Origin of the sequence: Streptomyces sp. CA-250714 (assembly GCF_050936705.1) — a bacterium.
Classification (GTDB): Bacteria; Actinomycetota; Actinomycetes; order Streptomycetales; family Streptomycetaceae; genus Streptomyces.
The window spans coordinates 737571-750497 of record NZ_JBNJMI010000002.1; the positions used below are offsets into that span (position 1 = coordinate 737571).

A 12927-nucleotide genomic window follows, 5' to 3' on the forward strand; every position below is an offset into this window, starting at 1 on the left:
CGGCTCGAACCATGGTTTCCGGTCGTCGTGGAGGCTCGGAGATCAAGCCATCCAGGCCGAACACAAGCGCTGCGAAAGAGCGTTCTCGCAGGCCGCGAGAGCGGGAAGGCGTCACTTTACGCCACTGATTCAACGCGAAACGTTACCGAAACATAAGGTGCCGATGTGCTTTATCCCGGCGGACTCGGCAAACTCACTTTCGCCGATAGATCCGGCACATACCTCAAAGCGGAAGGAAGCACACAATGCGGAAGACCGCACCCTGGCGCACCGTCCTCACCACGGCGGCTGCTGTCACGGGGGCCGTCAGCGCCCTCGCGCTCACGGCAGCACCTGCCCAGGCCGCGCCTGCGAAGCCCACCTCGCTCTACGCGCCCTCGGCCCTGGTGCTCACCATCGCGGACGGAGAGAGCGCCACGACCGCAACGCCCCAGCGCGCCGTCACGCTCAGCTGCACGCCCGGACCGTCCGGCACCCACCCCAACGTCAAGCAGGCCTGCACCCAGCTGCGGGCCTCGGGCGGGGACTTCGAAGCTCTGGCCGACAACTCCGGGACCACCTTCTGCACCAAGGAGTGGCGCCCCGTCGTCGTGACCGCCCAGGGGGTCTGGGAGGGCAAGCGCGTGAACTACGAGCGCGTCTACGCCAACAACTGCATGAAGAGGGTCGCGGGCGCCTCCGTCTTCGCCTTCTGACAGGGCTGCCGACGCGGCTCCTGACAAACGCCGAGAAGCCCCGCACCGGTCGAACCGGTGCGGGGCTCCTCTCCGAGCGCTCGAAGAGCGTCAGCCCTTGCGGGTCTTGATCTCTTCGGTCAGCTGGGGGACGACCTCGAAGAGGTCGCCGACGACGCCGTAGTCGACCAGGTCGAAGATCGGGGCCTCGGAGTCCTTGTTGATGGCCACGATCGTCTTCGAGGTCTGCATACCGGCACGGTGCTGGATGGCGCCGGAGATGCCGGTGGCGATGTAGAGCTGCGGCGAGACGGTCTTACCGGTCTGGCCCACCTGGTGGGAGTGCGGGTACCAGCCGGCGTCGACCGCGGCGCGGGAGGCGCCCACCGCGGCGCCCAGCGAGTCCGCCAAGCCCTCGATCAGTGGGAAGTTCTCGGCGCCGTTGAGACCACGGCCACCGGAGACCACGATCGCGGCCTCGGTCAGCTCGGGGCGGCCGGTGGACTCGCGCGGAGTGCGCGAGGTGACCTTGGTGCCGGTGGCGGCCTCGCCGAAGCTCACCGAGAGCTGCTCGACCGCACCGGCGGCGGCGGACGCCTCCGGAGTGGCCGAGTTGGGCTTGACGGTGATGACCGGAGTGCCCTTGGTGATCCGGGACTTGGTGGTGAACGCGGCGGCGAAGACCGACTGCGTGGTCACCGGGCCCTCGTCACCGGCCTCCAGGTCGACCGCGTCGGTGACGATGCCGGAGCCGATGCGCACCGCGAGGCGCGCCGCGATCTCCTTGCCCTCGGCGGACGAGGGGACCAGCACGGCGGCGGGCGAGACGGACTCGTACGCGGCCTGGAGCGCGTCCACCTTGGGCACGACGAGGTAGTCGGCGAACTCCGGCGCGTCGGCGGCCAGTACCCGGGTGGCGCCGTACTCGCCGAGCGTCTTGGCGGCCTCCTCGGCGTTCGGGCCGAGGTGCACGGCGACCGGGTCGCCCAGCCGGCGGGCGAGGGTCAGCAGTTCGAGGGTGGGCTTGCGGACGGCGCCGTCCACGTGGTCGACGTAGACAAGGACTTCAGCCATGGGGTGCTCTCCTGCGGAAGATCAAAGGGAGGTCGGAGGGAAGGTGGGCGGCCGTGTTCGGAGGAACGTGCGGCGCGCCGGGCTGCCTTGGACGAAGCTGCCTCAGACGAACTTGCGCTCCGCGAGGAAGGCCGCGAGCTGCTTGCCGCCGTCGCCCTCGTCCTTGACGACGGTGCCCGCGGTGCGCGCCGGGCGCTCGGTCACGTCCTCGACCTTGGTCCAGGCACCTTCCAGACCGACCTCCTCGGCCTCGATGTCCAGGTCGTCCAGGTCCAGCGACTCGACGGGCTTCTTCTTGGCGGCCATGATCCCCTTGAAGGAGGGGTAACGCGCCTCGCCCGACTGGTCGGTGACGGAGACGACGGCCGGGAGCTGGGCCTCCAGCTGCTCGGTGGCGGCGTCACCGTCGCGGCGCCCGGTCACCTTGCCGTCCGCCACGGAGACCTCGGACAGCAGCGTCACCTGCGGCACGCCGAGCCGCTCGGCGAGCATCGCGGGCAGCACGCCCATCGTGCCGTCGGTGGAGGCCATACCGCAGACGACGAGGTCGTAGCCGGTCTTCTCGATGGCCTTGGCCAGTACGTACGAGGTGCCCAGCGCGTCGGTGCCGTGCAGATCGTCGTCCTCGACGTGCACGGCCTTGTCAGCGCCCATGGACAGCGCCTTGCGCAGGGCGTCCTTGGCGTCCTCCGGGCCGACGGTGAGCACGGTGATCTCCGCGTCGTCGACCTCGTCGGAGTCCGCGATCTGCAGCGCCTGCTCGACCGCGTACTCGTCCAGCTCGGAGAGCAGGCCGTCGACCGACTCGCGATCGGTGGTCAGGTCCTCCGCGAAGTGCCGGTCACCGGTGGCGTCGGGCACGTACTTCACACAGACAACGATCCTCAAGCTCACGCCGGCTCTCCTACTGCTTCGACTTACGGGTTCCGATCCGGTGGGACCGGGCGTCCGTCCACAATATTACTCGTCAGTACATCCAGCACGTTCCCCGTTCTCAAGACCGTCAAGGTGTGACGTTGCCAACGGGGAGAGTGAACAGCCCAACTCCATCACGCGGGACGGGACGAAGCGAGTGCCCTGGAGCGGGATCTGGATCACGCGGGCGGGCGTGCAGCCGCGCGCAGCGGGGTTCACGCGATGGCGAGGCCCAGCGCTGCGATCACGTCCGGCTTACGGGGCTGACCCGTGGCCCGCTTCACGATGCCCCTCGGCGTCGAGGACGAGCACCGTGGGCGTGCCGGTGACGCCAAGATCGCGCACGAGCGACAGATGGTCCTCGGCGTCGATCTCGATATGGGCGACGCCCTCGACCATGGCGGCCACCTCGTCGAGGGTCCGCCGGGTGGCGCGGCAGGGCTGGCAGAAGGCGCTGGAGAACTGGACGAGGGTGGCCCGCTCCCCCAGGCCGCCCGCGACACCGAGCGCCTCGGCGCTCACCAGGTCCGCCCGGCCCGCCCGCTCCGCCACGAAGTCCTCCATTCCCGCGTGCATCTGGACAAGTCTGCCAGGAGGGTAGCCAGGAGCAACGCTTTGGGGAACGATCTGCCGGAGTCGGAAGTTACGCACCCGTAAGTACCGGCATCCCGAGACGAAGGGTTCCCCCGACGTGGCAGATCTCCTCTACCCGCCGGTGATCGGTGCAGCGCGAGCGTGGTTCAAGGCTCTCGATCTGCGCTTCGACATCCGCGGCACCACACATGTGCCCGCACGCGGCGGCGCCGTACTGGTGAGCAACCACATCAGCTACCTGGACTTCGTCTTCACCGGGCTGGCGGCCCGCCCCGCCAAGCGCCTGGTGCGGTTCATGGCCAAGGAGTCGGTCTTCCGGCACAAGGTCTCCGGGCCGCTGATGCGTGCGATGAAGCACATACCGGTCGACCGCTCGCGCGGCGAGGACGCGTACGCGCACGCGCTCGATGCGCTGCGGTCCGGCGAGGTCATCGGCGTCTTCCCGGAGGCCACCATCTCGCCCTCCTTCACCCTCAAGGAGTTCAAGACCGGTGCGGCCCGGCTGGCCCAGGAGGCACGGGTGCCACTGGTACCGATGGCGCTTTGGGGCACGCAGCGGCTGTGGACCAAGGGGCACAAGCGGGACTTCGGCCGCAACCACTTCCCCATCAACATCCACGTCGGCGAACCGGTGGAGGCCGGCCAGGACGAGTCGGCACTCAGCGTCACCGAGCGGCTGCGCGAGCGCATGCACGAGCTGCTGGAAGCGGCCCAGCGCGCCTATCCCGCCGTCCCGCAGAGCTCCGCCGACGCCTGGTGGCTGCCGGCGCACCTGGGCGGCACGGCCCCGACACCGGCCCAGGCCCAGGCGCTGTAGCGCACCGGCACGGGGAGACGCGCCCCGTCAGGGGCGCGGGGAACTGCTCCCCCAGCCTCCGGCCGGGAGGTGCCCCCAGCAACCACGACGCACCCGCAGCCCGCGGACAACGGGGAGGGGCACCCGGTACAACGCAGCGGTGAACGCAACCTAGCGCCCCGCGTCGGCCAGCAAGCGCAACAGTGGAGCCACCGCCAGCACCCGCTCGACCTCTCCCTCCGAAAGCGCACCGAGGCGCTCCAACAACACCTCGGCCTCGCCGTGGGCCACCCCGCGCAGCGCGCCGACCCCCTCCTCCGTGACGGCCACGCGTGTGGCGCGGCCGTAGGTGGGGTCGGGCTCCCGGCGTACGAGCCCGAGGGTCTCCAGCTCCGCGACGACGGCGGTGGCAGTCGGCTGGGAGCACGGGACCCGGTCGGCGATGACACCGATCCGGCTGGGCCCTGCCTCCGTGAGCATGGCCAGGGCTATCAGCTGGGTGGGCTGCAACCCGCCCGTGGGGCTGGCCCGGCGCAGCGACCGCAGCAGCCGATGCAAGGCCAGGACCATCTCGAACGCCGCGTCCTGCCGGGTCCCCATCGCTCCCCCATGGGCTCGTCCTGATCGGATCAGCGAATCGTGAGCTGATCAGGCCTTGATCGGATCAAGTGAGTGTAAGCGTCGGGGCGTACATGTCGATCCACAGCGCCAGGTCGAGGACGCGCTCCAGACCGCGCCGGCCGGCCTGGGTGATCTGCGGGGTCCCGACCTTGACCGCGCGCTCCAGCCAGTCCCTGCTGACGAGGTCGAAGACCTGGTGGGAGGGCTTGGCCAGCAGGTCCCTGACGTTCTCCTGGAGCGCCGTGTGGTACTTCGGGTCCTGCGTGGAGGGGTAGGGGCTCTTGACCCGGTCGTAGACGGAGCGGGGCAGCACATCGGCGGTCGCCTCCCGCAGCAGGCTCTTCTCCCGGCCGTCGAACGACTTGAGCTCCCAAGGGGTGTTGTAGACGTACTCCACCAGTCGGTGGTCGCAGAACGGTACGCGCACCTCCAGCCCGACGGCCATGCTCGCGCGGTCCTTGCGGTCGAGCAGGACGCGGACGAAGCGGGTGAGGTGCAGATGACAGATCACCCGCATCCGGTACTCGAAGTCGCTCTCCCCGTCCAGGCGTTGGATGCCGGAAACGGCCGAGGAGTAGCTGTCCCGCACATAGCCGGGCAGGTCGAGGGCGCGGATGACGGAGTCGTTGAGTACGTCGCCGTCCTCGCCCATATCCTGCGCGAACTGCACCAGCCACGGGAAAGTTTCGCCCTTGCGCGCCTCCTCGTCGAAGAAGTGCTTGTAGCCGCCGAAGACCTCGTCGGCGGACTCTCCGGACAGCGCGACCGTCGAGTGCTGCCGGATGGCCTTGAACAGAAGATAGAGCGAGGCGTCCATGTCGCCGAGGCCCATGGGGATGTCGCGGGCCCGGATGACGCGGGAGCGCACCTCGGGATCGGCCAGGTCGTCGGAGCTGAGGACGATGTCCTGGTGCTCGGTGCCGGACTCGCGGGCGACATCGTGCACGAAGGGCGTGTCAGGGGTGGCGCGCAGGTCGTCGGCGACGAAGTTCTCGGTCTGTCCGACGAAGTCGACGGCGAAGCTGCGTACCGTCTCGCCGCTCTCGCGCAGCTGCCGGGCCGCCAGCGCCGTCATCGCGGAGGAGTCGAGACCGCCGGAGAGCAGGGTGCAGCGCGGTACGTCGGAGACGAGCTGACGGCGCACGATGTCGTCCATCAGCTCGCGCACCCGCGCGACGGTCTCGTCCTTGCCATCGGTGTGCGGCCGGGTCTCCAACTGCCAGTAGACGTGGGTGCGTACGCCGCTCTCGCTGACGGTCACCACCGTGCCGGGCTCCACCTCGCGCATGCCCTCCCACACGGCGTGGCCGGGCGTCTTGACGAAGGCGAACAGCTCGCGCAGGCCGTCGAGTCCGACCTCGCGGCGGGCCAGCGGGTTGGCGAGTATCGCCTTGGGCTCGGAGCCGAACAGCACACCGTCGGCGGTCTCGGCGTAGTAGAAGGGCTTGATGCCCATCCGGTCGCGCACCATGACCAGTTGCCTGGAGCGGCTGTCCCAGATGGCGAACGCGTACATGCCGTTCAGCCGCTCGGCCAGCGCGTGACCCCACTCCAGATAGGCGTGGAGCACCACCTCGGTGTCCGAGTCGGTGCTGAACCGGTGGCCGCGCCCGGCCAGTTCACGGCGCAGCTCGGTGTAGTTGTAGGTCTCCCCCGAGTAGACGAGGGCGACGGTGCCCTCGGGAGTCTCGACGGTCATCGGCTGCCTGCCGCCTGGAAGGTCGATGATCGCGAGCCGGCGGTGCCCCAGTGCTGCGGGGCCGGCTGTCCAGGTGCCGGCGTCGTCCGGACCACGGCAGGACATGGTCTCCATCATGGCGTCGACGGTCGCCCGCTCGGACGCCAGGTTCCTGTCGTAGGAGACCCATCCGGTGATTCCGCACATGTTGCTCCTCCGCCTCCACTACGTGTATCGGGCACCTATCCATCTGCCACTGTGTCACATCCATGTTTCGGCGCACATCCGGGGGCCCGCGCCCCGAAGGGGCGCGGGGAACGGCTCCACTGGGGGCACCTCCCGGCCGGAGGCTGGGGGACTCCGGCCGGGAGGTGCCCCCACCGGCCACTACGAAGGCGACTCGCGGACAACTGCCTGACCTGCAACAGCGAGTGTCCGCAGCACGCCGGGGGGCGGAGTGGCGGGGTTACAGCGCCGTATCGAGCAGCTGCCACAGCTGGGCGCGATTGGTGGCCTGCCGCAGCGCGCGCAGGACGACCGGATGCGGCTCGGCGTAGAGCACCGGATAGTCGCACTCCCCCTTCTCCGGCCACACGGAGAAGGCGAGCTGCTCACGGTCGAGGCTGAACTGGGCGTTCACTCCCGGCTTGTTGCCCCGCGCGTCCTGCCGCACCCAGTGCTGCGACCCCGGGAGCCGCAGCGCGATCAGTCCGTGCAGCACGTTCAGCTTCTGGTAGCAGAACCCCGCCGGAACGCCCTCCGCGCGCAACAGGGCGACCAGGGCGTGGGACTTGGCGTGACAGATGCCGACCCGCTGGGCGAGCACATCGGAGGCGCGCCAGGTGATGCGCCAGTCCCCCACGTCGGCGGAGTGCGGGATGGTGTCGCGGACGAACTCGTAGGCCGCGCGGGCGTACGCGGCCAGATCGCCGTCCGTCCCGGCACTCAGCCGGGCGGCCGTCTCGCGTACCAGTGGATGGGTGTGGTCGATGACGTCGTCGGCGGCGAGGTAGGCGGACTCGTCAGCGGTGACGGGAGTGAGCATCATGCCGCGTCAGCGTACGGCGCAGCCCGCCGCGACTCAATGGAATTACGACGGGCTGCATAAATATTCAGATCGCGAGGTGCTACCGGGCCATCTCCTCACGGAGCGCCGCGAGGAAGCCGTCGACGTCCTGCTCGGTGGTGTCGAAGGAGCACATCCAGCGCACCTCGCCCGCCGACTCGTCCCAGAAGTAGAAGCGGTAGCGCTTCTGGAGGCGTTCGCTCACATCGTGCGGCAGGCGCGCGAAGACGGCGTTGGCCTGCACCGGGTAGCGGATCTCCACACCGTCCACGTCCCGGACGCCCTCGGCGAGGCGCTGCGCCATCGCGTTGGAGTGCCGTGCGTTGCGCAGCCACAGATCGCCCGACAGCAGCGCCTCCAACTGCACGGATATGAAGCGCATCTTGGAGGCCAGCTGCATCGACAGCTTGCGCAGATGCTTCATATGGCGGACCGCGTCCGGGTTGAGCACGATGACGGCCTCGCCGAAGAGCATGCCGTTCTTGGTGCCGCCGAAGGAGAGGAGGTCCACGCCCGCGGCGTTGGTGAAAGCGCGCATCGGAACGTCCAGCGCCGCGGCCGCGTTGGCGATCCGTGCTCCGTCGAGGTGGACGAGCATGCCGCGCTCGTGCGCGTGCTCGCACAGGGCGCGGATCTCCTCCACCGTGTAGAGGGTGCCGAGTTCGGTGTTCTGGGCGAGGGAGACCACCTGCGGCATGGCGCGGTGCTCGTCGTCCCAGCCGAAGGCCTCCCGGTCGATCAGCTCGGGGGTGAGCTTGCCGTCCGGGGTGGGCACGGTGAGCAGCTTGATGCCGCCGACCCGCTCCGGAGCGCCGCATTCGTCGACGTGGATGTGTGCGGTGTCGGCACAGATGACGGCGCCCCAGCGGTCGGTGACCGCCTGGAGCGCGACGACATTGGCTCCGGTGCCGTTGAAGACCGGGAACGCCTCGGCGCGCCGGCCGAAGTGGCTGCGGACCACGGTCTGGAGGTGTTCTGTGTACTCGTCCGCACCGTAGGCGGCCTGGTGGCCGCCGTTGGCCTTCGCCAGCGCCGCCAGGATCTCCGGATGCGCACCCGCGTAGTTGTCGCTGGCGAAGCCGCGGACGTCCGGGTCGTGACGGCGTCTGGCGTCGGTGGCCGGCGCCGCCGCGGACCGGGCGGGCTGGTTCAGGTGTTGGGCGTCAGCCACAGGCGGGTTCCGTTCAGCTCTTCGGCGGGCTTGTTCCAGGTGTCGACAACGGCCTTCGCGAGGTCCTTGACGTCCGTGAAGCCCGCGAACTTCGCGTTCGGCCGGTCGGCGCGCATCTGGTCGTGCACCAGTGCCTTCACCACCAGGATGACAGCGGCCGCCGGCGGCCCGCCCTCGCCCCCCGACTTGCGGAAGGAGTCGCCGAGCGCGAGCGTCCACGCCTCGGCTGCCGCCTTGGACGCGGCGTAGGCGGCGTTGCCCGCGGTCGGCTTGCTGGCGCCCAGCGCGCTGATGAGCAGGAACCGGCCGTCACCCGCGCGCTTGAGCGGAGCCTCGAAAGCGAGCGAGGTGTGCTGGAGGGTGCGGACGAGGAGGTTGTGCAGGGTGTCCCAGTCGGCCAGGTCGGTCTCGGCGAACGAGGCCGAGCCGCGCCAGCCGCCGACCAGATGCACCAGACCGTCGATACGGCCGAACTCCTTCTCGGTCTTGTCCGCCCATGCCCGGGTCTCCTCCAGGCTGAGCAGGTCGACGGTGTCGCCGGTGACGGTGGCCCCTCCGTGGGCGAACCGCGCGGCATCCACGGCCTGCGCCAGACGCTCCGCGTCCGCGTCGCAGGCCACGACGGTGGCACCCTCCTCGGCGAGCCGCAGCAGCGTGGCCTGTCCTGCGGGTCCGGCCGCTCCCGCGACCGCGATCACGCGGCCCTGGAGATCGCCCTCGCCGTTGCCCTCGTAGCCACGCTCTGTCGTTGTGTCCGTGATGCCCGTCATCTCCGTCGCCTCCTCGCGCTCCTGCCCTCCGCTGTGCCCCTGGGGGGACCCGCTCATGCGGCGGCCCGGACCGGGTCGGCAGCGGTGATGCCCTGGGTCGATGCGATCACACTCCGGAGCTTCTTCGCGAGAGCTTCGTAGAACATGCTGAGCGGAAACTCGTCGGGCAGCACCTCGTCCACCAGCTTGCGCGGCGGGAGCGTCAGATCCAGCGCTTCCGGGCCCTTGGCCCACGTCGAGCCGGGGTGCGGGGCCAGATAGCGGGAGACCAGCTCGTACGCCTTGAACCAGTGGACGATCTTGGGCCGGTCGATACCGGCGCGGTAGAGCGTCTCGATCTCCTCGCGCAGCGCGACGGTGACCTCGCGGGCGCGGTCCCAGTCGATGGACAGCTTGTTGTCCCGCCAGCGCAGCGCGTCGTGCTGGTGGAGGTAGGCGAAGAGCAGCTGCCCGCCGAGGCCGTCGTAGTTGCGCTTGCGCTCACCGGTGACGGGGAAGCGGAAGAGCCGCTCCAGCAGCATCGCGTACTGCACGTCCCGGCCCTGCGGGTAGCCGTCGGCCTCCAGCTTCACGCCCTCGTGGAAGGCGGTCAGATCGCAGCGCAGCTCCTCGAGGCCGTACATCCAGAACGGCTGCCGCTGCTTGATCATGAAGGGGTCGAAGGGCAGGTCGCCGTGGCTGTGGGTGCGGTCGTGGACCATGTCCCACAGCACGAACGTCTGCTGGCAGCGCTCCTGGTCGGCCAGCAACTCCTGGGCGTCGGCGGGGAGTTCGAGGCTGGTGACGTCGCAGGCCGCCTGGACGACGCGGCGGAAGCGGGCCGCCTCGCGGTCGCAGAAGATGCCGCCCCAGCTGAAGCGCTCGGGCGCCTCGCGTACGGCGATGGTCTCCGGGAAGAGTACGGCGGAGTGGGTGTCGTAGCCGGAGGTGAAGTCCTCGAAGGTGATACCGCAGAACAGCGGATTGTCGTAGCGGGTGCGCTCCAGCTCGGCCAGCCAGTCCGGCCAGACCATGCGCAGGACGACGGCCTCCAGATTGCGGTTCGGGTTGCCGTTCTGCGTGTACATCGGGAAGACGACCAAGTGCTGGAGGCCGTCGGCGCGGTTCTGCGCCGGCTGGAAGGCGAGCAGCGAGTCGAGGAAGTCCGGCACGCCGAAGCCGTCGTCGGCCCAGCGGCGCAGGTCGGCCACCAGGGCGCGGTGGTAGTCGGCATCGTGCGGCAGCAGCGGGGAGAGCTCCTCCACGGCAGCCACGACGCGCTCCAGCTCGTCCCGCATCTCCTGACGGGTGGGTGCGCCCTCGGCGTCGAAGTCGATCGAGCCGTCCTTGGACTGTGCGGGGCGGACGGCCTCCACGGCAGCCTTCAGTACCGGCCAGGCGGGGTGCGCGGCCACGCTCTCGGCGGCACCACCCGCGGATGGCGAAACGCCGCCCCGAGCGGGCGCGGGCGAAAGAATTTCCGTCATGTTGACCCCTCCACAGGAGAAACTCGCGTAAGGAAACCGTATACGTGAGAGCGTCCCCTCTCAAGAGGAGAGATCAAGAGATTATCCTGCGCTCCCTCGGGTAGACCGCTGTTTTTCCTGTGATCTGCGGCCGACACCGCTGCCCTTTCCAGTTCCCCCAGGGCTCCCACGGCCTCCGGCCGGATGCGGCGCGAGGACCGTTTAGTCTGGCGATCCACCGCCGTCCCCGCACGAAAGCGAGCGCGCCCGTGCCACTGCTCACCGTCGGACACCGCGGAGTGATGGGCGTCGAGCCCGAGAACACGCTGCGCTCCTTCGTCCGCGCCGAACGCGAAGGGCTCGACGTCATCGAACTCGATCTGCATCTGAGCAAGGACGGCGAGCTGGTGGTGATGCACGACGCGGACGTGGCGCGTACGACCGACGGCAGTGGCCCGATCAGCGACTTCACCCTGGCCGAGCTGCGCGAGCTGGACGCGGGTCAGGGCGAGCGGGTGCCGGTCTTCGAGGAGGTCGTGGACGCGGTGGACAGCCCGCTCCAGGCGGAGATCAAGGACCGCGCCGCGGCCCGGGTGCTCGCCGACACCATCCGGCGGCGGGAACTGCACGAGAGGGTGACGGTGATCTCCTTCCACGCCGAGGCGCTGCGCGAGACCCGCGAGCACCTGCCCGACATCCCGATCGTGCTGGTGGCGGGCCGCTCATCGCCCACAGCGCCGGAACGGGCCCGGGAACTGGGCGCGGGGATGATCTCGCTGGAGCTCCAGCACCTGGACGCGGACATCGTGCGCAGGGCACACGACGCCGGGATCCAGGTCATCAGCTGGACCGTCAACACCGATGAGGACCTCGCACGCGTACGCGAGCTGGGGCTGGACGGGGTCGTCACCGATATGCCGGCGGTGAAGCGGGCCGTCGGACGTTTGGGCTGAGGCCGTCGCGGATGCCGCCGGACCCTCGCCGCGGTGGCTGAGCGCCGTCGCGGCGGAAATGGGTCTGGGGGCTCCGCCCCCAGGACCCCCACGGAGGGGCCTCAGGGCCACACCGGCTCTCAGCCGCGACGGGCTCAGGCCCCGCGTTCGGTCACTCGCCCAAGGGTTTGACCAGGAGCTCGAAGGCCAGGTCGGTGCGTTGGGGGATGCCGAAGCGTTCGTCGCCGTAGGGGAAGGGGCTGAGCCGGCCGGTGCGGACGTACCCGCGGCGCTCGTACCAGGCGATCAGATCCTCGCGCTGCCGGATGACCTGCATCTGCATCTGCTCGGCGCCCCACTCCGTACGCACCGTGCGTTCGGCCTCGGCCAGCACGGCGCGGCCGACCCCGCCGCCCTGGAGCAGCGGGCTGACGGCGAACATGCCGAAGTAGGCCTCCTTGCCGCGGTGTTCGAGCTGGCAGCAGGCGATGACGGTGTCGTCCCGTTCGACGACCAGCATGATGCTCTTCGGATCGCGGACCACGGCGGCGACCGCCTCCGGGTCGGTGCGCCGGCCGTCCAGCAGATCGGCCTCGGTGGTCCAGCCCGCACGGCTGGCTTCGCCCCGGTAGGCGGACTCCACCAGCGCGGTGACGGCGGGGATGTCGGCCTCGACGGCGCGGCGGAAGGTCAGGGGCAGCTCGCCCCGCTGTGCGGTGTCGCTCATGTCGCCCGACCTTATCCGGAGGGCTGCGGATCTAGAGTGCGGGCATGGTGCACGTACTGAGCAGCCGGGTTCTGCTGCGGCCCACCGATCCGGACAGGTCGCGGGCCTTCTACGGCGACACGCTCGGCCTTCAGATCGCCCGCGAGTTCGGTACGGGACCCGAGCGCGGCACCGTCTATTTCCTGGGCGGCGGCTTCCTCGAGGTCTCGGGGCGGAGCGACGAGCCACCCACCCCCACTCTCCAGCTCTGGCTCCAGGTCGCCGATGCCGCCGCCGCCCACGAGGGGCTGCGCGCGGCGGGAGCGGAGATCCTGCGGCCGCCGGTCAAGGAGCCGTGGGGTCTGATCGAGATGTGGATCGCCGACCCGGACGGCCACCGCCTGGTGCTGGTGGAGATCCCCGCGGACCATCCGCTGCGTTACCGCCCTGGCATCTGACGGAGGCGTCGCCCGTAGTGGAAGGGG

Annotated in this window: 13 protein-coding genes and 1 pseudogene; 4 read left to right on the top strand and 10 right to left on the bottom strand. The window is 69.8% G+C overall.

Going from position 1 to position 12927, the window contains the following annotated elements; all coding sequences use genetic code 11:
- Window positions 1–245: 245 nt before the first annotated feature.
- Window positions 246–695 (top strand): subtilase-type protease inhibitor, encoded by a 450-nt coding sequence (locus ACQEU8_RS22195; protein ID WP_433103748.1) that lies wholly within the window; start codon window positions 246–248, stop codon window positions 693–695.
- A gap of 90 nt (window positions 696–785) precedes the next feature.
- Here ACQEU8_RS22195 and ACQEU8_RS22200 read toward each other — a convergent pair whose 3' ends face one another.
- The 3 genes and pseudogenes from ACQEU8_RS22200 to ACQEU8_RS22210 form a co-directional block, all read right to left on the bottom strand.
- Window positions 786–1748 (bottom strand): electron transfer flavoprotein subunit alpha/FixB family protein, encoded by a 963-nt coding sequence (locus tag ACQEU8_RS22200; protein WP_433103750.1) that lies wholly within the window; start codon window positions 1746–1748, stop codon window positions 786–788.
- Window positions 1749–1850: 102 nt separating this feature from the next.
- Window positions 1851–2642 (bottom strand): electron transfer flavoprotein subunit beta/FixA family protein, encoded by a 792-nt coding sequence (locus tag ACQEU8_RS22205; RefSeq protein WP_433103752.1) that lies wholly within the window; start codon window positions 2640–2642, stop codon window positions 1851–1853.
- Window positions 2643–2878: 236 nt separating this feature from the next.
- Window positions 2879–3227, bottom strand: a pseudogene (locus ACQEU8_RS22210) (TlpA family protein disulfide reductase).
- Window positions 3228–3354: 127 nt separating this feature from the next.
- Here ACQEU8_RS22210 and ACQEU8_RS22215 point away from each other — a divergent pair.
- On the top strand, window positions 3355–4074 hold the full coding sequence (locus ACQEU8_RS22215; RefSeq protein WP_433103754.1) for a lysophospholipid acyltransferase family protein: 720 nt from the start codon (window positions 3355–3357) through the stop codon (window positions 4072–4074).
- Between the two features lie 150 nt (window positions 4075–4224).
- On the opposite strand, the gene ACQEU8_RS22220 is transcribed toward ACQEU8_RS22215, so the two are convergent.
- The 6 genes from ACQEU8_RS22220 to ACQEU8_RS22245 form a co-directional block, all read right to left on the bottom strand.
- Window positions 4225–4653, bottom strand: coding sequence for a MarR family winged helix-turn-helix transcriptional regulator (locus tag ACQEU8_RS22220; RefSeq protein WP_433103756.1), 429 nt, complete (start codon window positions 4651–4653; stop codon window positions 4225–4227).
- Window positions 4654–4717: 64 nt separating this feature from the next.
- A complete protein-coding gene (gene asnB / locus ACQEU8_RS22225; protein WP_433103758.1) occupies window positions 4718–6559 on the bottom strand; it encodes an asparagine synthase (glutamine-hydrolyzing) in 1842 nt (613 codons plus the stop codon).
- Between the two features lie 259 nt (window positions 6560–6818).
- Window positions 6819–7400, bottom strand: a complete 582-nt coding sequence (locus ACQEU8_RS22230; protein ID WP_433103760.1) for a transglutaminase-like domain-containing protein — start codon at window positions 7398–7400, stop codon at window positions 6819–6821.
- Window positions 7401–7479: 79 nt separating this feature from the next.
- Complete coding sequence (locus ACQEU8_RS22235) at window positions 7480–8589, bottom strand: threonine aldolase family protein (RefSeq protein WP_433103762.1); 1110 nt, start codon at window positions 8587–8589, stop codon at window positions 7480–7482.
- Window positions 8568–9359 (bottom strand): SDR family NAD(P)-dependent oxidoreductase, encoded by a 792-nt coding sequence (locus tag ACQEU8_RS22240; RefSeq protein WP_433103764.1) that lies wholly within the window; start codon window positions 9357–9359, stop codon window positions 8568–8570. The genes ACQEU8_RS22235 and ACQEU8_RS22240 overlap by 22 nt, the downstream gene beginning before the upstream one ends.
- Window positions 9360–9412: 53 nt before the next feature.
- A complete protein-coding gene (locus tag ACQEU8_RS22245; protein ID WP_433103766.1) occupies window positions 9413–10825 on the bottom strand; it encodes a DUF6421 family protein in 1413 nt (470 codons plus the stop codon).
- A 248-nt stretch (window positions 10826–11073) separates the two neighbouring features.
- Between ACQEU8_RS22245 and ACQEU8_RS22250 the strand changes: the two genes are divergently transcribed.
- Window positions 11074–11757 (top strand): glycerophosphodiester phosphodiesterase, encoded by a 684-nt coding sequence (locus tag ACQEU8_RS22250; protein WP_433103768.1) that lies wholly within the window; start codon window positions 11074–11076, stop codon window positions 11755–11757.
- A 151-nt stretch (window positions 11758–11908) separates the two neighbouring features.
- On the opposite strand, the gene ACQEU8_RS22255 is transcribed toward ACQEU8_RS22250, so the two are convergent.
- Window positions 11909–12463 (bottom strand): GNAT family N-acetyltransferase, encoded by a 555-nt coding sequence (locus tag ACQEU8_RS22255; RefSeq protein WP_433103770.1) that lies wholly within the window; start codon window positions 12461–12463, stop codon window positions 11909–11911.
- 44 nt (window positions 12464–12507) lie between these two features.
- Here ACQEU8_RS22255 and ACQEU8_RS22260 point away from each other — a divergent pair, with 44 nt between their 5' ends.
- Entirely contained in the window at window positions 12508–12900 is a 393-nt protein-coding gene (locus ACQEU8_RS22260; RefSeq protein ID WP_433103772.1) for a VOC family protein, read from the top strand.
- Window positions 12901–12927 lie beyond the last annotated feature (27 nt).

Excerpts from the sequence above, each read along its gene's own strand:
- ACQEU8_RS22230 (WP_433103760.1), bottom strand. The coding sequence starts at position 7,400 with ATGATGCTCACTCCCGTCACCGCTGACGAGTCCGCCTACCTCGCCGCC.
- ACQEU8_RS22195 (WP_433103748.1), top strand. The coding sequence starts at position 246 with ATGCGGAAGACCGCACCCTGGCGCACCGTCCTCACCACGGCGGCTGCT.
- ACQEU8_RS22260 (WP_433103772.1), top strand. The coding sequence starts at position 12,508 with ATGGTGCACGTACTGAGCAGCCGGGTTCTGCTGCGGCCCACCGATCCG.
- ACQEU8_RS22220 (WP_433103756.1), bottom strand. The coding sequence starts at position 4,653 with ATGGGGACCCGGCAGGACGCGGCGTTCGAGATGGTCCTGGCCTTGCAT.
- ACQEU8_RS22255 (WP_433103770.1), bottom strand. The coding sequence starts at position 12,463 with ATGAGCGACACCGCACAGCGGGGCGAGCTGCCCCTGACCTTCCGCCGC.
- ACQEU8_RS22200 (WP_433103750.1), bottom strand. The coding sequence starts at position 1,748 with ATGGCTGAAGTCCTTGTCTACGTCGACCACGTGGACGGCGCCGTCCGC.
- ACQEU8_RS22245 (WP_433103766.1), bottom strand. The coding sequence starts at position 10,825 with ATGACGGAAATTCTTTCGCCCGCGCCCGCTCGGGGCGGCGTTTCGCCA.
- ACQEU8_RS22240 (WP_433103764.1), bottom strand. The coding sequence starts at position 9,359 with ATGACGGGCATCACGGACACAACGACAGAGCGTGGCTACGAGGGCAAC.
- asnB (WP_433103758.1), bottom strand. The coding sequence starts at position 6,559 with ATGTGCGGAATCACCGGATGGGTCTCCTACGACAGGAACCTGGCGTCC.